Source organism: Myxococcus sp. AM010 (assembly GCF_013372585.1).
Lineage (GTDB): Bacteria > Myxococcota > Myxococcia > Myxococcales > Myxococcaceae > Myxococcus > Myxococcus vastator.
Genome location: NZ_JABXEO010000046.1, coordinates 30,653 through 50,090, shown reverse-complemented (window position 1 = coordinate 50,090; position 19,438 = coordinate 30,653). Strand labels below are relative to the sequence as shown.

The window sequence follows — 19,438 nt, the reverse complement described above, 5'->3', positions numbered from 1 at the left end:
GTTCGGATTCCTCCGGAAAAGAGTCCGCGGAGATTGGGGCGCGTCGAGCCCGAACGAAACCGGCATGCCAGGGCCGGGGTTGCCAGTGCGACAGGAGGACTGCCTCTGTGTCGGACGGCGCACAGGCGCAACGTGCGAGGCCGGCGTGCAGGCCCTCAGTCGCCTGACAGCACGCCCACTCCGAGCACGACGTCGAGCGCTCGCTGCATCGCGGTGCTCATGCCGAGGTCCCCCGCGTCGGTCGGGGAACACCAGCGAAGCTCCTGGAAGGCGGGCGTGCGCGTGGGCCGGCGAGGACCGGAGACGCGCAGCAGCCGCAGCGAGAGGTCGCGGTGGGTGAGCTGCCGCTTCACGGTGCCCAGCGGGCCTTGCAGCGTCACGTCGACGCCCAGCGCGGCGGCGAGCCGGGCGCGGGCTTCGCTGTCTGGTGCGTCGTCGGCGATTTCGGCGGCCGGCAGCTCCCACAGGCCTCCGAAGAGGCCGGCGTCCGCGCGGCGGGCGAAGAGGAGGGTGCCGGCATGGGGCCACACGGCGACGGCCAGCGTCAGCTTCTTGGGCGTGGCGCGCACCTTGGCGGGGGGCAGCTCGTCCACGCGGCCCTTGCGGAAGGCGACGCAGGCGCCGCGCACGGGGCACAGCAGGCACAGCGGGTTCTCTGGCCGGCACGTGGTGGCGCCGTGCTCCATGAGGGCCTGGTTGAAGTCACCGGGCCGCTCGCCCTTCACCAGCGCGGCGGCGAGCGCCCACAGTGTGGCTTCTCGCTGGCGGTCTCCCGGAAGGCCTTCGACCTCGAAGAGGCGAGCGAAGACGCGCGCGACGTTGCCATCCACCAGGGGCGCTTCTTCACCAAAGGCGATGGAGGCCACCGCGCCGGCGGTGTAGCGGCCGAAGCCGGGCAGCTCGAGCAGCTCCGCGGCGGTGGAGGGCAGGGTGCCGCCGAAGCGCGCGACGACTTCCTGCGCGGCGCGGTGCAGGTTGCGGGCGCGGCTGTAGTAGCCCAGGCCCTTCCAACCCGCGAGCACGTCATCCAGCGGCGCCGAGGCCAGCGCGCGCGCAGTGGGGAAGCGCGCGAGGAACCGCTCCCAGTAGGGAATCACCGTCGACACCTGGGTCTGCTGGAGCATGACCTCGCTCAGCCAGATGGCATACGGATCCCGGGTGCGGCGCCAGGGCAGGTCTCGCTTGTTCCGGTCGTACCAGTCCAGCAGTGGCCCGCGCACGCTGGCCAGGTGCGCCGGGGCGGGAGAGACAGTGGCCGCGAGCGGACTGCGGGAGGTCATGCGTCCTTCTTCTTCGGCGCCACCGCCATGCGGCGGGCGACACGGTCGAACAGGGAAGGCACCCACCGGTTGGCCACCACCATCACCCGGCCGGGCAGCGTGAGCACGGTGTCGCGCCGTCCACTCCGGCTGGCGCGAACCATGGCATCGGCGACCGCTTCCGCGGACATGGCCTTCAGCGGGATGGCGTCCTGTCGCCAGCCCTCCGCATGGAGGCGGTTCTCCCGGAAGTCGCTTTCGGTGAAGCCGGGCGACACGAGCAGCACCCGGATGCCCTCGGCGGCCAGCTCCGCGCGCAGCGACTCCGTCATCACATTCACGGCGGCCTTGGACGCGCAGTAGCCGCCCAGCAGGGGCAGCCCCCGGTGGCCCAGCACGGAGCTGACGTTGACCACCTGCGCGCCACGCCGCTTGCGCAGCAGCGGCAGGGCCTCGCGCGTCATCCGCCACAGCCCGAAGACGTTCAGCTCGAAGACCTGCCGGAGCTGCGCCTCACCAACGCCCTCCAGCGGCCCGTAGAGCCCCTGGCCCGCGTTGTTGACGAGCACATCCAGCCCACCGAAGGCGGCGTCCGTCTCGCGCACCAGCCGCGTCACGTCGTCGCCCACCGTGACGTCGCACCGCACCGGCAGTGCCCTCACGCCCAGTGACGCCACTTCACGGGCCGCGTCTGCGAGCTCGGGGAGCCGGCGCGCGGCCAGGACGACATCCGCGCCAGCCGCCGCGTAGGCCTTCGCCGCCGCCCTGCCAATGCCTCCGGAGGCCCCGGTGACGAGGACCACCCGGCCCTTGAGGAATTGGGTCTTCATGCCGGCGCGCACCATACCCTCCCGGTTGCCTGGGGGGACTGTCTTTCAGCGACCAGCGGGGGCCTGTTTCCTCGCCTGTTCCCCTTCTGGTGGAGCGGGCGAACGCCTAGGATGCGCGCCCTCATGCCGCGCCCTCCTCTCAGCAACGACTTCTCCTGGTCCAAGAGCCGCCACGAGAAGTTCTCCGAGTGCCTTCGCGCGTACTACCTCTACTACTACCGCTCCTGGGGCGGCTGGGAGGCGAGCGCGCCCAAGGACGTGCGCGAGCTCTACGTGCTGAAGAAGCTGGGCAACCGCTACACGTGGGCCGGCAGCGTGGTGCACGAGAGCATCAAGGACGTGCTGCTGGACTGGCGCGCGGGCCGCCAGGTGGACCCGGCGGCGGTGGAGGCGCGCACGCGCAAGCTGATGCAGGACGACTTCCGGCACTCGCGCTCGAAGAACTACTGGTCGCAGAAGTACCGCAAGCAGTTCACCGGCCTGGTGGAGCACGAGTACGCCGAAGCCGTGCCGGACGAGGCGTGGAAGCAGAACTGGGAGACGGTGCGCTCCGCGCTGTCGTGGTTCTTCTCCTCGCGCTGGAAGGACCTGGCGCACAGCCTCAAGCCCGAGCAGTGGCTGGAGGTGGACGCGGGCTTCGACTTCGCCCACTTCACGCTGGACGGCCTCAAGGTCTTCGCGATTCCCGACTTCGCCTTCGTGGACGCGGACGGCACGCCGGTAGTGGTGGACTGGAAGACGGGCAAGTCGCGCGAAGGGTATGACGAGCAGGTGCTCGGCTACGCGCTCTATGTGGCGCAGCGCTACCGCTTCCCGGTGGAGAAGGTGCGCGCTTCGCTCGTGTACCTCAACGAGGGCAAGGAGCAGGACGTCACGGTGGACCCGGACGCCATGGCCTCCTTCCGCCGGCACTTCGAGCAGAGCGTGGCGAAGATGCGCGCGCTGCTGAAGGACGCGGCCACCAACACGCCGCTGGACGCCTCCGCGTTTCCGCCCACGGAGTCGCTGACGGCCTGCGCGCGGTGTGTCTTCCGCCGCCCCTGCGGGCGCGAGGGCGCCGTCGCCCAGGCGCCCCGGCCGCAGCAGGTGGCGTGAGGCGGCGTCCGGCTAGCGCGCCGACGCGAGCCGCCGCACCACCACGCCCGCCGCGTTCATCCCGAAGCAGGACGTGACGAAGGCCACGCTGCCGTCAATCTGCGTGCGGTGGTCGCAGGTGTGGAACTCGTTGTCCTGCGGGCACACGCACAGGAAGCCGTCGGTGGCGTCGTCGTACTGGAGCGTCACCGGCAGCCGCCGCGCTTCAATGGAGTACACGGCGGTGATGCCCGTGTGCTTGTCCGTCTCCACCGCGTACTTGCGCTTGAGCAGCTTGCGGATGTCCTTGGCGAAGGGGTCCATGTGCGTCTCGGACAGGTCCTCCACGCGGATGGCGGTGGGGTCCAGCCGGCCCGCCGCGCCCATGGAGCTGACCACCGGTACGCCCAGCGTCACGCAGCGGTGCAAGAGGTGCAGCTTCGCCTTCACGTTGTCGATGGCGTCCACCACGAAGTCGTACTGGCCCGCCTGAAGCATCTGCTCGGCCACGTCCGCGCGGTAGAACTCGCGCACCGCCTCCACCTTCGCCGCCGGGTTGATTTCCTGGCAGCGCTGCGCCATCAGCTCCGCCTTGGGCTTGCCCACGGCCTTCACTGTCGCGTGGAGCTGGCGGTTGGTGTTGGTGACGCACACGTCGTCGTGGTCCACCAGCGTCAGGTGGCCAACGCCGCTGCGCACCAGGCCCTCCGCCGCGAAGCTGCCCACGCCGCCCAGGCCGAACACCACCACGCGGGCGTTGGCCAGCCGCTCCATCGCGGAGTCGCCCAGCAGGCGGCCGGTCCGGTCGAAGCGGCGGGAGAGCTTGAAGGGACGGGCGAGCGAGTCCGGGGCGGTGGGCGGAGTCTCAGGGGAGGGGAGCGGCTGCGGGGTCATGGCGGTCCTCTATAACGCGACCGCTCGCCTACCGCGAAGGCGCAGGGAAAGCTTCCCGGAAGAAGCGGCGGGCATTCTCGGTCGTCTGCCGGGCGACCGCCTCGGCGGGCTCCCCTCGGACGCGGGCCATGCCCTCCAGGATGTGGGGAAGGTAGCCGGGCTCGGAGCGCGTCCCTCGGTGGGGCGTGGGGGCCTGGTCCGGGGCATCCGTCTCCGCCATCAGCCGCTCCAGGGGGATTGCCCGGAGCGCGTCCAGCGGCTTGCGGGCCTCCGCCCAGGTGACGGGGCCCGCGAAGGAGAAGTGGCAGCCCTTCTGCAAGTAGAAGCGCGCCAGCTCCACGCCGCCGCTGTAGCTGTGCAGGAGCAGGCCCGCTTCCGGTAGCGGCTCTTGCTTGAGCAGCTCGATGAGGGCCGGGTGCAGCCGGTGGCAGTGCATCAGCACGGGCAGGCCGTGCTTGCGCGCCAGCGCGAGGTGCCGCTTCAGCACCCTCACCTGCCGCTCCAGCGGCGCGCCCGGCAGGCTGGGGCCGTCCAACCCGCACTCGCCCACGGCCGCCGCGCCGCCCTTCGCGAGCAGCGCGTCCAGGTGCTCGAGCACGGCGTCGTCCTCTTCGGGCGGCATGTCAGGGAGGAGCTGCGGGTGGATGCCCAGGCCCACCTGAAGGCGGGCATCCTGTCGGGACAGCTCCCGCAGGGGCTCCCAGTCACGCGGACCCACGCCAGGAATGACGATGCCGTGAAGCCCCGCGGCCCAGGCGCGCGCGAGGACATCATTCCTATCCTCATCAAAGCGCGCCGCATCCAGGTGGCAGTGGGTGTCTATCATTGAGCAGGGCACTCCTCGTGGCCGTTCAGTCAGGAACACGCTGCGCGCTCCTGCACCGCAGGGTAGGCACGCCCGGAAAGCCTGACGGTATACGCGCCCTCTGTTCTTCGGAGGGTTTCCATGACCATGCGTGTCGTTTTCAGCGCGCTGTGTGGCGCGCTGCTGGTGCTGTCGACGGGGTGCGGTGACGAGTGTGTCGATGCTTTCGACTGCCGGCGCGACAACGGGCCACCCCCGGAGGGGCAGGAGTGGACGTGCCGCTCTGGCGACTGCGAGCTGCGCGATGTCCAGCCGCCGCCCGAGGAGGACGCGGGGACCGAAGAGGACGCGGGCACCGAGGAAGACGCGGGGACCGGAGAGGACGCGGGCACCGAGGAGGATGCCGGCACGGACGCGGGCACGGGCGGCGACGGCGGCGTGGTCGTCATCGGCACCGGGGCCAAGGATGAGGCTTGCACCTCGTCCGCCGACTGCGCCGCGGGCCTGCGCTGTGAGGGCGCGGCCGAGGCCATGACGTGCCAGTCGCTGCACGTGGCCTTCACGGCCATGGATGACACCGACGCCATGGCGGCGGTGGTGACGCGCTTCGACGAGCCGGAGCCCACCCGGCTGTCGGACGCCGCGGTGAACAGCCGCTACCCGCGCTGGAACCCGGCCGGCAACCGGATCGCCTTCGTCCAGGGCGCCACCGAGACGGGCACCTCGACGGGGAACCTGGCCGGTGAGCTGGTGGCGCGCGACGTGCCGCTGGTGGCGGACCCGCCCGCGGTGCTCGCCAACGGCACCACGGGCAGCACCGAGGGCTTCCTCTACCTGGAGTGGGAGCCGGGTGACTCGCTCCTGTACGTGCGCCGCGCGGGCGACAGCATCTCCGGCATCTCCCGCGTCCCGGCCGAGGGCGGCACGGTGGAGGAGGCCACGGCCGCGGGCACCTTCCCGGACTGGCGCAACGGCGACACGTTCGCGTTCAGCACCGCCACCGTCGGCCTCTCCACGGCCACCGTGGGCGGCGCGCCCACGCCGCTGGCCATCGCGGGCGCCACGGCGGAGCAGCCGCACTACAACCGCGTCAATGACCAGCTCCTGTTCCTCCGTCCGGATGACACGCGGCCGGTGGGGCTGAACGCCGCGCTCTACATCGTCCCGGTGGGCGGCGCCGCCGTGCAGACGATTGCCGAGTTCAGCACGGCGGCCGTCGAGGGTGGCTCGGTGGATTCCTACATCGCCAACCCCACCTGGGCGCCGGACGGCAGCTGGGTGGCGTACGTGCGCGCCTACTTCTTCAACCCCACCACGGGTGAGCCGGTGCTCTGCGGCGGCGCCGCCTCGCCCTGCGCCGGCGACCCGGGCAACATCGTCTTCCTGCGCCGCATCAACACGGCGGACGGCGCCCCGGTGGGGGATGAGGTCAGCTTCGCCGAGGGCGCCACGCTCCCGTCGTTCTCTCCGGATGCCCACCACGTGGCCTACATCCAGGGGGGGCAGCTCTACGTCCAGCAGATTGACCCGGTGGCAGGCGCCAAGGTGGGTGACCCCATCATCCACCCGGTGGGCGACTACACCCTCCAGACGTCGCGCGGCGATGACCACCGCCCGCGCTGGCAGCCCCGGTAGCCCCGGGCCGCTGACGGCGTGAAGTCCCAGGCCCGCGTCTCCCCAAGGGGACGCGGGCCTTCGTCGTTTCCGGCCTGGCGCGCGGTGCCTTGTCTCGGCGCGGGATGCGGCATAGGGAGGGGCGCGCTGGCCCGCTCCTGGGCCCGTCCACCGGAGGACCCGCATGAGGCGCATTCTTGTTCCTGGCTTCCTGCTCTTCACCGCCTGCGCCACCGTGCCGCCTCACCGCCTGGACGTGGGCAGTGGTGGCACCGTGGCCGAGGAGCCACAGGCGCTGGCCGCACCTGTGCGCCTGGAGACACGCTCCGGCAGCTTCCTGGTGCACCCGAACAACGCCGAAGACTTCGAGAAGCTGCTCGCGGGAGAGCCCACGCGGCAGCGCTACACCGCCGGCATCCTGCTGGCGGGAGACTGACGTCCACGCCGGCGCGCGGACAGCCGCACGCGCCACGCTGACGGGGACAGGGGCGGAGGGCTCAGCCCTCTACGACGATGCGGCGCCCCAGCGCCCGGGTCATCTGCGGCGAGGTGAGCTGGGCCAGCACATCCACCAGCTCCCCACCGGAGGTCTCGAAGGCCGCCGCGATGACCTCGCCCACCGTCAGGTGGACCTTGTCCGCCGCCGCCCGGGCCCGCTGGGCCGTTCGCCGGAGCGCGGGCATCACCCGCCGGCCCTGCCTGGGAACCGCGCCACTTCTACGAGTCGTCCGCTTGCCCATGGGTTCCTCCCACCGCACCGTGCTACGCGGGTGAGTACACCGTGGGTCTGACACATGCAGTTGAGGTGCCAGCCGCCTGACTACCTGTCCGGTGGGACAATGCCCCTCATTTCCCAGGTAGAAAGCGGGGTTAAGCAGACAGCCAGCTCGCCGGGTTCACGGTGCTGCCCGGGTATGAATCGTTTCATCGAGCGTTTTCGTTCACTCCGAGCGCAATCTCGACGTTTCGTTCAACGGCCTTGTTTCGTCACGTGGCTTACAATTCTTGGCACCCAGGTCCAATCTGACCTCGATGTCAGAGTCGAGCCTTCCCGCAGAAGTCTGCCTTTCCGGGCGGAAAGCCTGAATCTCCTGACACGAATGTCGTGGCCTCGTGGGCGGCGCGGGCAGTGCGGTATACGCCGAGGGCCATGCCTCAGACTCTCTGCCCGAATTGTGGCCACAGCCCCATTCCGCGCGGTGCCAGTGCGTGCCCCTCGTGCGGGGAGCCGTTCGACCATCTCCAGTCCCACAAGAAGGTCGGCCGGATGCGGTTGGACCGGCCCATGGTGGAGGCGGACGACGACGCCACGGTGTTCGGCGGGGACCTCGTCACCAGCGCGGTGTCCGCCCATCCGGGCCCGGCGGCGGGGGTGTTGCTGGCGAGCGCCGCGGCCTGGTTCGTCCGCGCCGCGGGCCTGTTGGGCTCGCTGGAGGACCCGGCGTGGACGTACGGGCTGGTGTGCCTGGACGCGGTGCTCGCGCTGGTGCTGGTGCTCAACCGGGGCCCCGCGAAGGGGGTGGCGCAGGTGGGCCTGGTGCTGCAACTGCTGGCCACGGGCTGGCTGGCGCGCGAGGCCCCCCTGGCGCCGGTCCACGTGGCCTACTTCATCCTCGGGGTGCTCGCGTTGGTGATGGTGGTGGGCGAGCCGGGGCCCATGCGGCGTTATCTGGGGCTGGGGCTGGGCCTGGGGGCAGCGGTCGCCTCCGCGGGGTTGCTGGCGCTTCCCATTTCGGGGCTGTCGGGCGCGGGCGTGCGGCAGTCCCTGGTGGGCAGCGAGCTGGGGTATCGGCTGGAGCTGCCCGCGGGGTGGGGGCAGCTGACGCGCGAGCAGCTCGCACCGCACCTGGCGCTGCCCGCGTCCACCCTGCAGGGCGGCGGCGTGGGCTTCGGCGACGCGGCGCGGGGGCGCTACGGCCTGCTCTGGGTGGAGCGCGGGACGGGCAAGGCGGCGGCCGTGGGGTGCAAGGGATTGCTCCAGGCGCTGGGCGGCACGTTGGGACAGGCGCTGTCACTGCCCGCGCCTCCGGCGTTGGGGAGCAAGGCCACCGTGCATCCGCTGCGCACGCCGGGGGGGGCGGAGGGCACGCTGGCGTGCGGGGTGCTGGCGGACGGGCGGCTCGTGGGGCTGGCGGTGGTGGCCGCCCAGGCGAGTGGCGGCGCGGACGAGGTGGCCTTCACGACGGTGGGCGCGGGACTCGCGTTGCAGTAAGGGGCTCGTCGCCATGAACGTCCAGGTCCTCTTTCACGACAGCTGCTTCGACGGCGCCGCGAGCGCGGCCGTGTTCTCCCGCTTCTATCGGGAGCGCGTCCGGCCGGACGCGGCCTTCCGGTACCTCGGTCTGAACCACAAGCCGGGCGCCGAGGGCATCGACCCGGCGGTGTTCACCGGTGAGGAGAACGTCATCGTCGACTTCCGCTACAGCCAGGACGCGAGGCTCACGTGGTGGTTCGACCACCACGCCTCCGCCTTCCAGCAGCCGGGGGACGAGGCGCACTTCCGCGCGGACACCAGCGGGCGCAAGTTCCACGACGCGCACCGCAAGAGCTGCACGAAGTACCTGGCGGACGTGGCCCGGGAGCGCTTCGGCTGGGATGCGTCGCCCCTGTCGGACCTCATCCACTGGGCGGAAATCATCGACGGGGCCCAGTTCCCCTCGCCGCAAATGGCGGTGGCGCTGGAGGAGCCGGCGCTGCGCATCATGACGGTGCTGGAGGCCAACAAGGACCCGGGCCTCATCCCCGAGGTCATCCGCCGCATGCAGTCCGATTCGCTGGCGGACATCGCCGCCTCGCCGCTCATCGCCACGCCGCTTGCGCCGCTGCTGGCGCGCCACCAGGCGAACATCGAGCTGGTGCGTGCCCAGGCGCGCTACGAGCGCGGCGTCGTCTTCTTCGACCTCGTGGATGAAGGCGTGGACAGCCTCAACAAGTTCATCGCCTACGCCCTCTACCCGGACGCGCGCTACACGCTGTGGGTGGGGAAGGGGGCCTCGCGGGCCAAGGTGTCCATCGGCTCCAACCCGTGGAAGCCGGAGCTGCGGCGGCACGACTTGTCCGCCATCGCCGGGCGCTACGGCGGAGGCGGGCACCCGGTGGTGGCCGCGGTGAGCTTCAAGGCGGACCAGTCCGACAAGGCGCGCGCCGCCTATGCGGAGATTCTCGCGGAGCTGTCCTCCGACGCGTGACGGCGCGGGCGTCAGCGGCGCTCGAAGAAGCGGAAGCCCGCCTGTCGCAGCAGCCGCACCACCGTCACCATGGGCAGGCCCTGCACGTTGGCGCGGTCGCCGTCGAGCCGCTCCAACAGGGCCTGGCCGGCCTCCTCCACGCGGTAGCTGCCGCAGCAGCCCTCCCACTCGTTCAGGTCGAGGTAGCGCTCCAGCTCCTCGTCCTTCACCGCGTAGAACGTCAGCCGCGCCGTCTCCACGGACTCGTGCGCCTCGCCGCCGGGCCCCACCAGGCACACCCCGGTGTGGATGGCGTGGGTGGTGCCCACCAGCTTGCGCAGTTGCTCCCGAGCCGCGCTCCGGTCCACCGGCTTGGAGAGGACCTCGCCCGCCACCTCGACGAGCTGGTCCGCGCCCAGCACCCAGGCCTCCGGGTGCCGCTGATGCACCGCGCGGGCCTTGCGCGACGCGAGCGCCCGCACGGCCTCCGTCACCGACAGGTGCGGGGCCACCACCTCGTCCACGCCGGGGGCCTCGGCGCGGTAGGGAAGCCTCAGTCCATCCATCAGGGCCCGCCGGGCGCTCGACGTGGAGGCCAGAATCAATTCGCTCATGGGATGGGCAACCTAGTGCAGTGTGGAGCGGGTGGGTGTCCGGTCGCGTCAGCAGGCGAGCATGCACGTCCTGGCTTCCCGGGCACGGGGTGATGCCGTACCCTGGCGGCCCATGTCGCGGCGCGGTCTGCTCGCCTTCTGTCTCCTCATCGTTGCCTGCAAGCGCGGCCCTCCGGCCTCCGAAGCGCCGGACGCGTCCTGTCCGGCCGTGCCTGCCCTCAGCGGGCCTGGCGCCGGGTCGCCCACCGCCAGCGTGCGCCCCGCGCCGCCTCCCGAGGACGCCACCCACCGGATGCAGCCGCTGGCCGTGTGCCGCTCGGACGGCGCGGCCCCGTTGGATGCGTCGCGTCGCTACTTCGAGGAAGGCCGCTTCGAGGAGTCCCTGTCCTGCGCCGCCCAGGCCGCCGCGCTGGAGCCGGACCTGGCCACCGCCCACGCGGAGCGCGGCGTGGCGCTGGCCGCCCTGGGCCGCGAGACGGAGGCGCAGCTCGCCTATGCGCGGGCGCTCGCCATCGACCCGGGGGACCCGTCCGCGCTCCTGGGCTCGGCGCACCTGTACGCCGTGCAGCTGTCCTCCACCCGGGAGCGGGACGAACTGGGCGCGCTCTACGCGGAGCGCGGCCTGTCCCAGCCCAACACGCCCCCGGAGCTGATTCCGCACCTCGCGCTGGTGGCCGCCATGGCCTTCAATGATTTGGGGCAGGCGGAGTCCTCGCTGGCGCACTCGGCCATTGTCCTGGCGCGAAATCCCGGCAGCCGCGAGGCCCTCTACGAGCGCGCCCTGGCCCTCTTCGAGCTGTGCCGCTTCCGGGAGGCCCGCACCGCCTTCACCCGCCTCGTGGACGACCCGGAGCGCGCCGCGCACGCCCACCACCACCTGGGGCTCCTGCTGGAGCGCGAGGGCAAGTGGGAGCAGGCGCAGGGCCACTTCGACCAGGCGCGCACGCTGGCGCCCGACGACTTCCCCGAGCCGCCGCTGCCCGCGGAGGAGGACTTCCGCGCTCAGGTGGTGAAGGCCGTCGCCGAGCTGCCCAGGGACATGCGGGGGGACTTGGACGGCGTGCCCGTCACGGCGGAGGAGCTGCCCGCGGACGCGGACCTGCTGGCCAACCAGCCGCCGCTGTCGCCCACGATTCTGGGCCTCTTCCGGGGCCCGCCGCTGGGCGAACCCTGTGACGGCTCCGAGGTGCCGTGCCGCTCCGTGGTGCTCTACCGCCGCAACCTGGCGCGCGCCGTCCGGACGCCCGAGGAGCTTCGCGAGCAGATCCGCGTGACGTTGCTGCACGAAATCGGGCACCTTCGCGGCGAAGACGACGAAGAACTGGCCGCTCGCGGCCTGGAGTGAGCCTGATGCCCCCCCATGCAGCCCTGCCCGTCGCGCGTGTCAGCCCCAAGGGGGCGCGCTCGCTGCGGCACTTCAATCCCTGGTTGTACCGCACCGAAATCGCCGCCCCGCCCGACGTGAAGGGCCCCGGCGCCGTGGTGCTGGTGGTGGACGCCCAGGGCAACCCCATTGGCCAGGCCCTCTACGCCCGCCGCTCGCCCCTGGCGCTGCGCCTGCTGACGCGCAAGAGCCCCGCCGAGGAGCCGGTGGACGACGCCTTCTTCCGCCGCCGCCTGGAGGCCGCCCTGGCGCGCCGGGCGTTTCTGTCCAGCCGTGACGGGCTGCGGCTGGTGCACGGCGAGGCGGACCAGCTCCCGGGCCTCTTCGTGGACCGCTACGGAAAGGGCCTCACGCTCCAGACGCTCTCCGAGGGCATGGACGCGCGCAAGGAGACGCTGGCGAAGATGCTGGTGGAGCTCACCGGCGCCACCCACGTCATGTGCCGGGATGACGCCTCTGGCCGTGACTTCGAGGGCCTGCCGCGCGAGGCGCGCCTGCTGCACGGCGAGGGCGCCGCGCGCTTCACCTACCACGAGGGGGAGAACCGCTTCGAGGTCGACCTGCAGGGCGACATGAAGACGGGCGCCTTCCTGGACCAGGTGGACAACCACCTGCGGGCCGGGGAGCTGGCGCGCGGCGAGGGGCTGGACCTCTTCAGCTACCACGGGGGCTTCGCGCTCTCGCTGGCGCGCACCTGCACGTCCGTGCTGGCGGTGGAGCAGGACGAGAAGGCCGCCGCGCGCGCCAAGGCCAACGCCGAGGCCAACGGCCGCGCCAACGTCACCGTGGAGAACGCCAACGCCTTCGACGTGCTGCGCCGCTTCGACACCAGCGGGCGTCGCTTCGACACCGTGGTGTTGGACCCCCCCGGGCTGGCCAAGCGCCGCGAGGGCCTGGCCACCGCGCTGCGCGCCTACCATGAGCTGAACCTGCGCGCCTTCCGCTGCCTCAAGCCGGACGGGCTGCTCGTCACCTGCTCCTGCTCCGGCAAGCTGGACCGCGCCGCCTTCGAGGAGATGGTGCTGGCGGCCGCCGCGGACGCGAAGCGGCCGGTGCAGATTCTGGAGCGGCGGGGCGCGGGGCTGGACCACCCGGTGCTGGCCGGGCTGCCGGAGACGGAGTACCTGAAGGCCCTCTACGTGCGCGCCCTCTGACGAGGCAAGGGGCGGGGCTGGGGCCTACGGAATGCCCAGCTCCTTGCGCAGCCGGCCCACGACCTTGAAGTACTCCGTCCGGGGGAAGGGGACGTTGAGGATGTGGAAGTCCTTCTTCGCCAGGCCCACGCAGCCGAAGCAGTAGTTGCAGTCCTGCAGGTTGCGGCTCAGCACCAGGTACGCGCTGGTGGAGCAGTTCTCGCTCTGGACGCAGTACGCGCAGGCGTTGCAGCTCTTGCAGTCCACGCAGTGCGAGCAGTTGTTGCACAGCTCGCACCGGGTGCAGTGCGTGCACGTGAAGCAGCTGTCGCAGTCCTTGCAGAACATGCAGTTGGCGCAGCGCTGACAGCCCTCACACGCGTAGGAGCCGGGGTTGCCCGGATCGGACGCGAAGCTCTTGGCCAGCTTCTGGAACTGCTCCAGGAACTCCCGCTTGCCCAGGGTGGACACCAGCTCCCGCGCCGCCTTCTCCTGCGCGACCAGGTCCGCCTTGTCGGGCCGCGTTCCTTTGTCCTTCACCACCTGGGACACTCCTTCATCAGTTCGGACCGGGCCTCAGGCGAGCCAGTCCCGCGAGGTCGATGCCGCGCGCCACCCGGCGCACCTCCACCGTACCCGGAAATCCCCGGCTGGTGACGGCAACCACGTAGCGCCCCCCCACAAGGAGGTTCGCTTCGGCCACGGACTCCTCCGCGTCGTACCGCACGAAGCCCACGGCGTCGTCCATGTGGATGGGCGCGGACGGGTCACTGGCCGGCTTGCCCCGGGAGCGGTCGGCGGCCTCCTGGATGGCCTTGCCAATGCGCTCGCCCATGGTGGTGTCCACGATGCGCACCTTCACCTCGCGCCCCTCACCTCGGGTGTAGCGCCGCTCGGCCTCGGAGACGGACACCTCGCCGTACTTTCCGGTGGAGCCCTGGGTGTGCGCCACCGTGAAGCCGTCCAGCCGTTCTGGAAGGAAGGGCGCCAACTGCTTGAAGTACACGCAGGGCGCGCTCGCCGCCGGCACCACGGGTGTCACCTCCGGGGACGCGCCGGACCCGCCGAGGCATCCCGTGCCCAGGACGAGTGCGAGAAAAGCGCCAGAGCGCCTGGGGAAAAAAGAGTCGCGCACGAACGAATCAAAGGGTATCCCCGCCCCGCGCGCAATGGACCTCTCGAAGCTCAATCCTCCGCAGCGCGAGGCCGTGGTCACCCTGGAGGGACCGCTCCTCGTGCTGGCAGGCGCTGGCAGCGGCAAGACGCGCGTCATCACCCACCGCATCGTCCACCTGCTCAACGAGCGGCCAGGCCTCATCATGGCCCGCAACATCCTGGCGGTGACCTTCACCAACAAGGCCGCCACGGAGATGAAGGAGCGCCTGGTCCACATGGCGGGGCCTCGGGCGCAGGGCGTGCTGGTGTGTACGTTTCACGCCTTTGGCGCGGAGATGCTCCGCGAGGACATCCACCGGCTGGGTTGGCCCAGGAAGTTCGCCATCGCCGACATGGGCGACCAGCTGGCCAACATCCGGCGCGCCATGCGTGAGCACAAAATCGACGACCGGTCGTTTGATGCGCGCAAGGTGCTCAACCTCATCTCCAAGGCGAAGAACTCCGGCAAGGCGCCGGAGCCCAAGCCGGAGGGGATTGGGGATGACTACGACCTCATCACCCACATGGTGTACCCGGACTATCAGCTGTCGCTGAAGGCCCAGGGCTCCGTGGACTTCGACGACCTGCTGCTGCTGCCCGCGCGCCTGCTGCGTGAGCACCCGGACCTCTACGAGAAGTACACCAAGCGCTTCCGCTACCTGCTGGTGGACGAGTTCCAGGACACCAACACCGCGCAGCTGGAACTGCTGAAGCTGCTGGCGGGCCGCTCCCGCAACGTGTGCGCGGTGGGCGACGACGACCAGTGCATCTATTCGTGGCGCGGCGCGGAGGTGCGCAACATCCTCGACTTCGACCGCCTCTTCCCGGGAGGGAAGGAGGTCCGGCTGGAGCAGAACTACCGCTCCGTCCAGACGGTGCTGGACGCGGCCAACGCCGTCATCGCGAAGAACCCCGAGCGCAAGGCCAAGCAGATGTGGACCGACCGCAAGGGGGGCGCGAAGGTGAAGGTGGTGACGTGCCCCAATGACGAAGAGGAGGCCCGCTTCGTCGCGCACGAAATCCAGAAGCACATGGCCCTGGGCGTCTCCGCGGACGACATCGCCGTGCTCTACCGGACCAACGGCCAGTCCCGCCCCATTGAAGAGACGCTGCGGGAGAAGAACATCGGCTACGAGGTGGTGGGCGGCAGCGAGTTCTTCGACCGGCGCGAGGTGAAGGACGTCATCGCGTACTTCAAGGTCATCGTGAACAAGCTGGACGAAATCTCGCTCCTGCGCATCGTCAACGTGCCCTCGCGCGGCATTGGCGACGTGACGATGGAGCGCCTGAACGTCCACGCCCGGGGCGAGGGCGTCACGCTGTGGACGGTGATGAAGAAGGCCACCGACTATGAGGACCTGCCGCCGGGGGCCGGGGCCCGGGTGGCGGACTTCGTGGACCTGGTGGAGCGCTACCGCGCCGCGTACGAGCACGGCCAATTGGCCAACGTGACGCGCAAGCTGCTGGAGGAGATTGGCTTCCGCGAGGCCACCCGCGCCCACGCCACCAGCGCCACCGCCGCGGACAAGAAGCTCAAGGGCGTGGACGGCGTGCTCAACTCGCTGGAGAACTTCGAGAAGCGCGAGGGCCCCAAGGCCAGCCTGCCGACGTACCTCAACCGCCTGAGCCTGGACACCCGGCAGGAGGAAGAGGAGGTGCCGGGCGCCAACCGCCGCGTCACCCTGATGACGGTGCACGCCTCCAAGGGCCTGGAGTACCGGCTCGTCTTCTTCATCGGCATGGAGGAGGACCTGATGCCCCACGGGGGCATGCAGGGCGAGGCGCAGAACCTCGAGGAGGAGCGGCGCCTCTGCTACGTGGGCATCACCCGCGCCAAGGAGGTGCTCTACCTCACCCGCGCGGCCACCCGCGTGAAGCGCGGCAAGGAGGTGCCCCGGACGCCCTCGCGCTTCCTGGAGGACCTGCCGCCGGAGGTGATTGAGACGGTGGAGATGGACGCGCCGCGTCAGGGGCCTCCCACCACGGAGGAGAAGAAATTCTTCGCCAACCTGAAGGAGCGCTTCAAGAAACCCGCGACTCCAGGCGCCCCTCCAGGCGGCGCCGGGCCGTCCGGGGGAGCGGCCCGGTAGGTGGGCGCTCCCTGTCCGGGGCGTCCCGGAGGGGGAGGGCAGGGAATCCAGACGTCCGGTGCGGTGCGACCTTGACTTGATCCGCCACACCCACTAGGACGGTCGGCCTTTCCGGGCCTCCGTGAAGTTTTCACGGTCGACCCGCGGTTGATTAAGCACGAGCAGCGGTCCCTGGAATGCACACGGCGGCCGCGAGAAGTCTGGAGTGCACGAAATGTCGCAGAAGACCTACAGCGCGAAGGCTGGGGACATCAAGCGCCAGTGGCACGTCATTGACGTGTCCGACAAGGTGCTGGGCCGCACGGCGAGCCAGATTGCCACCCTGCTGAAGGGCAAGCACAAGGCCATCTACACGCCGTCCATGGACACGGGCGACCACGTGGTCGTCATCAACGCCGAAAAGGTGAAGGTGACGGGTACGAAGGAGCAGGACAAGATGTACTACCGGCACCCGCGTGCGGGTTTCCCGGGCGCCCTGAAGATCACCAACCTGGAGAAGCTCCGCCAGCGTCACCCCGAGGACATCATCATCAACGCCGTGCGGCGCATGCTTCCGCGCAACGCGCTGGGCCGCCAGATGATGACGAAGCTGAAGGTCTACGCAGGTGACACGCACCCGCACGCGGCCCAGAAGCCTGCCGCGTTCGAGGTCGAGGCGTAAGGGAGACAACGTCCATGCCCATCCACCAAGAGCTCGGTTTCTACGCCACCGGCCGCCGCAAGGAGGCCACCGCCCGCGTCTGGATTCGTCCTGGCACTGGCCTCGTCACCATCAACGGCCGCGAGCTGAACGAGTACTTCGGCCGCGAGACGTCCAAGATGGTCCTCAACCAGCCCCTCGAGATCCTCGAGCAGAAGGGCAAGGTTGACGTCACGGTCAACGTCAAGGGTGGCGGTCTCTCCGGCCAGGCCGGCGCCATCCGTCACGGCATCGCCCGTGCGCTGTGCTCCTTCAACCCGGAGTTCCGTCCGGCGCTGAAGAAGGCCGGCTTCCTCACCCGCGATGCTCGCGCGGTCGAGCGCAAGAAGTACGGTCAGCCGGGCGCGCGTCGCCGGTTCCAGTTCTCCAAGCGCTAAGCGACTCGCTCGGCAGCTGGGTTGTCCTCACGCGGCGGGGGTCCTCATTCGGGGGCCTCCGCCGATGTGTTTTCGGGGTCCATCACGCCCCATCGCATGCGTGCGCGAGCGTCTGGTAGCATCCGCTCCGCTCATGGAACTCAACGAGATCCTCCAGATCGCCCTGCGCGGCGGTGCCTCCGACATTCATCTCAAGGCAGGCCTGCCGCCCATGTTCCGCGTGGACGGTTCGCTGGTTCCGCTGAAGGACGGCCGCCGCCTCCCTCCCGAGGAGGTGGCGCGCATGGCCTTCGGCATCATGAACGAGTTCCAGAAGGAGAAGTTCAAGGGGAGCAACGAGGTGGACCTGGCCTACGGCGTGCCGGGGCTCGGGCGCTTCCGCGTGAACGTCTTCCAGCAGCGTGGCACCGTGGGCGCCGTGCTGCGTGTCATCCCCTTCAAGGTGATGAGCATCCAGGACCTGATGCTGCCCCAGATTCTCGCCAAGATTTGCGGGGAGGAGCGCGGCCTGGTGCTGGTGACGGGCACCACGGGCTCCGGCAAGTCCACCACGCTGGCGGCGATGATTGATTACATCAACGCCAACGAGACCAGCCACATCATGACGATTGAGGACCCCATCGAGTTCCTCATTCGCGACAAGCGCTCCATCGTGAACCAGCGCGAGGTGGGCGTGGACACGATGAGCTTCGCGCAGGCGCTCAAGAGCGCGCTGCGGCAGGACCCGGACGTCATCCTCGTGGGCGAAATGCGAGACCACGAGACCATCGAAACGGCGCTCCACGCCGCGGAGACGGGCCACCTGGTGATGTCCACGCTGCACACGCTGGACGCGACGGAGACCATCAACCGCATCGTCTCCGCCTTCCCGCCGCACCAGCAGAAGCAGGTGCGCCTCCAGCTGGCCAGCGTGCTCAAGGGCGTGGTGTCCCAGCGTCTGGTGCCGCGCGCGGACGGCAAGGGCCGCGTGGCCGCCGTGGAGGTGCTGCGTGTCACGGCCCGTGTCCGCGAGATGATCGAAGACAAGGACCGCACGAAGGAGATCCACGACGCCATTGCCCAGGGCACGGACACGTACGGGATGCAGACCTTCGACCAGTCGCTGATGAGCCTGGTGCGGCAGGGGCTCGTCACCTACGAGGAGGCCCACCGGCAGGCCACCAACCCGGACGACTTCGCGCTGCGCTTCTCCGGCATCAGCGGCACGTCCGACTCCAAGTGGGACAACTTCGATTCGAAGCCCGGCGATTCGCGGCCCATCCCCGGCTCCTCCGCCTTCGCGCAGAAGGGGGCGCCCACGGGTGCGCCAGCGCCGCAGGCCGCGCCCGCTCCGGCGCCCATGGCGCAGCCCATGCGTCCAGCGGCGCCGGCGCCCCATCAGATGCGTCCGGGCGCTCCGCCGCCGCAGGCCACGCGTCCGGGGGCTCCGTCCGGCGCGCCGGTGGGGCGTCCCATGGCGCCGCCCGCCGCGCGCCCGCCTGCGCCCGCTCCGGCCCCGGCACCCGCCGCGGCAGGTGGGGACGACGACTTCCAGATCGAGCGCTTCTAACGGCGCCGCTGTCCCCGACAGCGGCGGTTACGCGTCGTCCTCACCCAGCAGCGCGCGCAGCCGGGACAGGCGGATGGGGCCGACGAGGCCCTCCTTGGACAGCGCCTGGAGCAGCTGCGCGGTGGCCTGAACCTTGGCCTCCTGCTCCTCCTCGGGACGGTCCACCACCTCCGCGTCGAGCACGGCCTCCATGTGCTCGGGGTTGATGGGCGCGGGCCCTTCCGACCACGCGATGTCGAAGAGGGCGCGGGCCATGCCCTCACGCACCTTCCGCTCCGCGTCGTTGGCCGCGGCCTTCACGAACGTGAGGAAGAGCGCGTCCACCGCCTCCTTGGTGAGCGCGGCCAGCGCGGGCACTTCGCCCAGCGCCTCCTTCACGTATTCGCTGTCGAAAGCGTCCACGTCCTGCTCGTAGCCGAAAGCCTCCTCCAGGAGGACGGAGGCCAGGAACGCGTCCGTCTCCTCTGGGCTGGCGCCTTCCTCGGCCAGGGCCTCGCGCGCCTTCTTCGTGGGCTCGGCCAGGGTGGCGTCCTGGTCCAGCGCGCGGACCGCGGCGTGGGCCGCCAGCAGCACGAGCGAAGCCTGGGCGTCGGTGGACAGGGTTCGGCCTCCCACGCCCAGCAGCACGGACTTGTGCTTCGGGTTGGCGGAGGCGGCGTCGGTGAAGGCCTGCTCTTCCGCGGAGAGGTCTCCGCCCGACTGCTGCTTGAGGAGCGTCTCCCGAGCGGCATCGGCGGCGAGGAAGCGGGCGAGTACGGGGTGCATGGCCGGGCCTGTTACCACATGCTAGGTA

General features: G+C 70.5%; 20 protein-coding genes. 11 read left to right on the top strand and 9 right to left on the bottom strand.

All coding sequences use genetic code 11. The annotated features are described in order from the left end of the window. Nucleotides 1–155 precede the first annotated feature (155 nt). Both mutY and HV826_RS21145 read right to left on the bottom strand, forming a co-directional pair. Nucleotides 156–1,280 carry an A/G-specific adenine glycosylase gene (mutY, locus tag HV826_RS21150; RefSeq protein ID WP_176418828.1) on the bottom strand — a complete coding sequence of 375 codons (1,125 nt, stop codon included), beginning with the start codon at nt 1,278–1,280 and terminating at the stop codon, nt 156–158. Next, nucleotides 1,277–2,104, bottom strand: coding sequence for an SDR family NAD(P)-dependent oxidoreductase (locus HV826_RS21145; protein WP_176418827.1), 828 nt, complete (start codon nt 2,102–2,104; stop codon nt 1,277–1,279). The genes mutY and HV826_RS21145 overlap by 4 nt, the downstream gene beginning before the upstream one ends. A 96-nt stretch (nt 2,105–2,200) precedes the next feature. Here HV826_RS21145 and HV826_RS21140 point away from each other — a divergent pair, with 96 nt between their 5' ends. Beyond that, entirely contained in the window at nt 2,201–3,184 is a 984-nt protein-coding gene (locus HV826_RS21140; protein WP_163784521.1) for a PD-(D/E)XK nuclease family protein, read from the top strand. A 12-nt stretch (nt 3,185–3,196) separates the two neighbouring features. Here the strand turns inward: HV826_RS21140 and HV826_RS21135 are convergent, their stop codons facing one another. Together HV826_RS21135 and HV826_RS21130 are read right to left on the bottom strand one after the other, a co-directional pair. Continuing rightward, a complete protein-coding gene (locus HV826_RS21135) occupies nt 3,197–4,057 on the bottom strand; it encodes a ThiF family adenylyltransferase (RefSeq protein ID WP_176418826.1) in 861 nt (286 codons plus the stop codon). 28 nt (nt 4,058–4,085) lie between these two features. Next, entirely contained in the window at nt 4,086–4,883 is a 798-nt protein-coding gene (locus HV826_RS21130) for a TatD family hydrolase (RefSeq protein ID WP_176418825.1), read from the bottom strand. 120 nt (nt 4,884–5,003) lie between these two features. On the opposite strand from HV826_RS21130, the gene HV826_RS21125 reads away from it, so the two are divergent. Beyond that, entirely contained in the window at nt 5,004–6,497 is a 1,494-nt protein-coding gene (locus HV826_RS21125) for a PD40 domain-containing protein (RefSeq protein ID WP_176418824.1), read from the top strand. Nucleotides 6,498–6,660: 163 nt separating this feature from the next. Continuing rightward, on the top strand, nt 6,661–6,912 hold the full coding sequence (locus HV826_RS21120; RefSeq protein WP_176418823.1) for a hypothetical protein: 252 nt from the start codon (nt 6,661–6,663) through the stop codon (nt 6,910–6,912). Between the two features lie 61 nt (nt 6,913–6,973). On the opposite strand, the gene HV826_RS21115 is transcribed toward HV826_RS21120, so the two are convergent. Then, the gene (locus tag HV826_RS21115) at nt 6,974–7,216 is read right to left on the bottom strand and encodes a hypothetical protein (RefSeq protein WP_240358844.1); all 243 of its coding nucleotides are present in this window, start codon (nt 7,214–7,216) and stop codon (nt 6,974–6,976) included. A 527-nt stretch (nt 7,217–7,743) separates the two neighbouring features. Between HV826_RS21115 and HV826_RS21110 the strand changes: the two genes are divergently transcribed. Together HV826_RS21110 and HV826_RS21105 are read left to right on the top strand one after the other, a co-directional pair. Then, nucleotides 7,744–8,688 carry a zinc ribbon domain-containing protein gene (locus HV826_RS21110; protein WP_255217329.1) on the top strand — a complete coding sequence of 315 codons (945 nt, stop codon included), beginning with the start codon at nt 7,744–7,746 and terminating at the stop codon, nt 8,686–8,688. Between the two features lie 13 nt (nt 8,689–8,701). Then, nucleotides 8,702–9,664, top strand: a complete 963-nt coding sequence (locus HV826_RS21105) for a hypothetical protein (protein WP_176418822.1) — start codon at nt 8,702–8,704, stop codon at nt 9,662–9,664. An 11-nt stretch (nt 9,665–9,675) separates the two neighbouring features. On the opposite strand, the gene HV826_RS21100 is transcribed toward HV826_RS21105, so the two are convergent. Continuing rightward, a complete protein-coding gene (locus HV826_RS21100; RefSeq protein WP_176418821.1) occupies nt 9,676–10,257 on the bottom strand; it encodes a nucleoside triphosphate pyrophosphatase in 582 nt (193 codons plus the stop codon). Nucleotides 10,258–10,369: 112 nt separating this feature from the next. On the opposite strand from HV826_RS21100, the gene HV826_RS21095 reads away from it, so the two are divergent. Both HV826_RS21095 and HV826_RS21090 read left to right on the top strand, forming a co-directional pair. Further along, on the top strand, nt 10,370–11,602 hold the full coding sequence (locus tag HV826_RS21095; protein ID WP_176418820.1) for a metallopeptidase family protein: 1,233 nt from the start codon (nt 10,370–10,372) through the stop codon (nt 11,600–11,602). Nucleotides 11,603–11,607: 5 nt separating this feature from the next. Beyond that, nucleotides 11,608–12,795 (top strand): class I SAM-dependent rRNA methyltransferase, encoded by a 1,188-nt coding sequence (locus HV826_RS21090; RefSeq protein WP_176418819.1) that lies wholly within the window; start codon nt 11,608–11,610, stop codon nt 12,793–12,795. Between the two features lie 24 nt (nt 12,796–12,819). Here the strand turns inward: HV826_RS21090 and HV826_RS21085 are convergent, their stop codons facing one another. Both HV826_RS21085 and HV826_RS21080 read right to left on the bottom strand, forming a co-directional pair. Then, entirely contained in the window at nt 12,820–13,317 is a 498-nt protein-coding gene (locus HV826_RS21085) for a caib/baif family protein (RefSeq protein WP_176418818.1), read from the bottom strand. A gap of 16 nt (nt 13,318–13,333) precedes the next feature. Next, complete coding sequence (locus HV826_RS21080; RefSeq protein WP_176418817.1) at nt 13,334–13,816, bottom strand: hypothetical protein; 483 nt, start codon at nt 13,814–13,816, stop codon at nt 13,334–13,336. A 127-nt stretch (nt 13,817–13,943) separates the two neighbouring features. Here HV826_RS21080 and HV826_RS21075 point away from each other — a divergent pair, with 127 nt between their 5' ends. From HV826_RS21075 to HV826_RS21060, 4 genes are all read left to right on the top strand, one after another. Continuing rightward, nucleotides 13,944–16,019: an ATP-dependent helicase gene (locus HV826_RS21075; protein ID WP_176418816.1), complete on the top strand. Its 2,076-nt coding sequence runs from the start codon at nt 13,944–13,946 to the stop codon at nt 16,017–16,019. A gap of 214 nt (nt 16,020–16,233) precedes the next feature. Beyond that, complete coding sequence (gene rplM, locus HV826_RS21070; RefSeq protein WP_176418815.1) at nt 16,234–16,680, top strand: 50S ribosomal protein L13; 447 nt, start codon at nt 16,234–16,236, stop codon at nt 16,678–16,680. A 14-nt stretch (nt 16,681–16,694) separates the two neighbouring features. After that, on the top strand, nt 16,695–17,096 hold the full coding sequence (rpsI, locus tag HV826_RS21065; RefSeq protein ID WP_140789134.1) for a 30S ribosomal protein S9: 402 nt from the start codon (nt 16,695–16,697) through the stop codon (nt 17,094–17,096). 133 nt (nt 17,097–17,229) lie between these two features. Beyond that, complete coding sequence (locus HV826_RS21060; RefSeq protein WP_176418814.1) at nt 17,230–18,645, top strand: type IV pilus twitching motility protein PilT; 1,416 nt, start codon at nt 17,230–17,232, stop codon at nt 18,643–18,645. Between the two features lie 27 nt (nt 18,646–18,672). On the opposite strand, the gene HV826_RS21055 is transcribed toward HV826_RS21060, so the two are convergent. Continuing rightward, nucleotides 18,673–19,410 carry a hypothetical protein gene (locus HV826_RS21055; protein WP_176418813.1) on the bottom strand — a complete coding sequence of 246 codons (738 nt, stop codon included), beginning with the start codon at nt 19,408–19,410 and terminating at the stop codon, nt 18,673–18,675. Nucleotides 19,411–19,438 lie beyond the last annotated feature (28 nt).

Coding starts and splice junctions, on each gene's coding strand:
- mutY (WP_176418828.1), bottom strand. CDS start 1,280: ATGACCTCCCGCAGTCCGCTCGCGGCCACTGTCTCTCCCGCCCCGGCG.
- HV826_RS21145 (WP_176418827.1), bottom strand. CDS start 2,104: ATGGTGCGCGCCGGCATGAAGACCCAATTCCTCAAGGGCCGGGTGGTC.
- HV826_RS21140 (WP_163784521.1), top strand. CDS start 2,201: ATGCGCGCCCTCATGCCGCGCCCTCCTCTCAGCAACGACTTCTCCTGG.
- HV826_RS21135 (WP_176418826.1), bottom strand. CDS start 4,057: ATGACCCCGCAGCCGCTCCCCTCCCCTGAGACTCCGCCCACCGCCCCG.
- HV826_RS21130 (WP_176418825.1), bottom strand. CDS start 4,883: ATGATAGACACCCACTGCCACCTGGATGCGGCGCGCTTTGATGAGGAT.
- HV826_RS21125 (WP_176418824.1), top strand. CDS start 5,004: ATGACCATGCGTGTCGTTTTCAGCGCGCTGTGTGGCGCGCTGCTGGTG.
- HV826_RS21120 (WP_176418823.1), top strand. CDS start 6,661: ATGAGGCGCATTCTTGTTCCTGGCTTCCTGCTCTTCACCGCCTGCGCC.
- HV826_RS21115 (WP_240358844.1), bottom strand. CDS start 7,216: ATGGGCAAGCGGACGACTCGTAGAAGTGGCGCGGTTCCCAGGCAGGGC.
- HV826_RS21110 (WP_255217329.1), top strand. CDS start 7,744: ATGCGGTTGGACCGGCCCATGGTGGAGGCGGACGACGACGCCACGGTG.
- HV826_RS21105 (WP_176418822.1), top strand. CDS start 8,702: ATGAACGTCCAGGTCCTCTTTCACGACAGCTGCTTCGACGGCGCCGCG.
- HV826_RS21100 (WP_176418821.1), bottom strand. CDS start 10,257: ATGAGCGAATTGATTCTGGCCTCCACGTCGAGCGCCCGGCGGGCCCTG.
- HV826_RS21095 (WP_176418820.1), top strand. CDS start 10,370: ATGTCGCGGCGCGGTCTGCTCGCCTTCTGTCTCCTCATCGTTGCCTGC.
- HV826_RS21090 (WP_176418819.1), top strand. CDS start 11,608: ATGCCCCCCCATGCAGCCCTGCCCGTCGCGCGTGTCAGCCCCAAGGGG.
- HV826_RS21075 (WP_176418816.1), top strand. CDS start 13,944: ATGGACCTCTCGAAGCTCAATCCTCCGCAGCGCGAGGCCGTGGTCACC.
- rplM (WP_176418815.1), top strand. CDS start 16,234: ATGTCGCAGAAGACCTACAGCGCGAAGGCTGGGGACATCAAGCGCCAG.
- rpsI (WP_140789134.1), top strand. CDS start 16,695: ATGCCCATCCACCAAGAGCTCGGTTTCTACGCCACCGGCCGCCGCAAG.
- HV826_RS21060 (WP_176418814.1), top strand. CDS start 17,230: ATGGAACTCAACGAGATCCTCCAGATCGCCCTGCGCGGCGGTGCCTCC.
- HV826_RS21055 (WP_176418813.1), bottom strand. CDS start 19,410: ATGCACCCCGTACTCGCCCGCTTCCTCGCCGCCGATGCCGCTCGGGAG.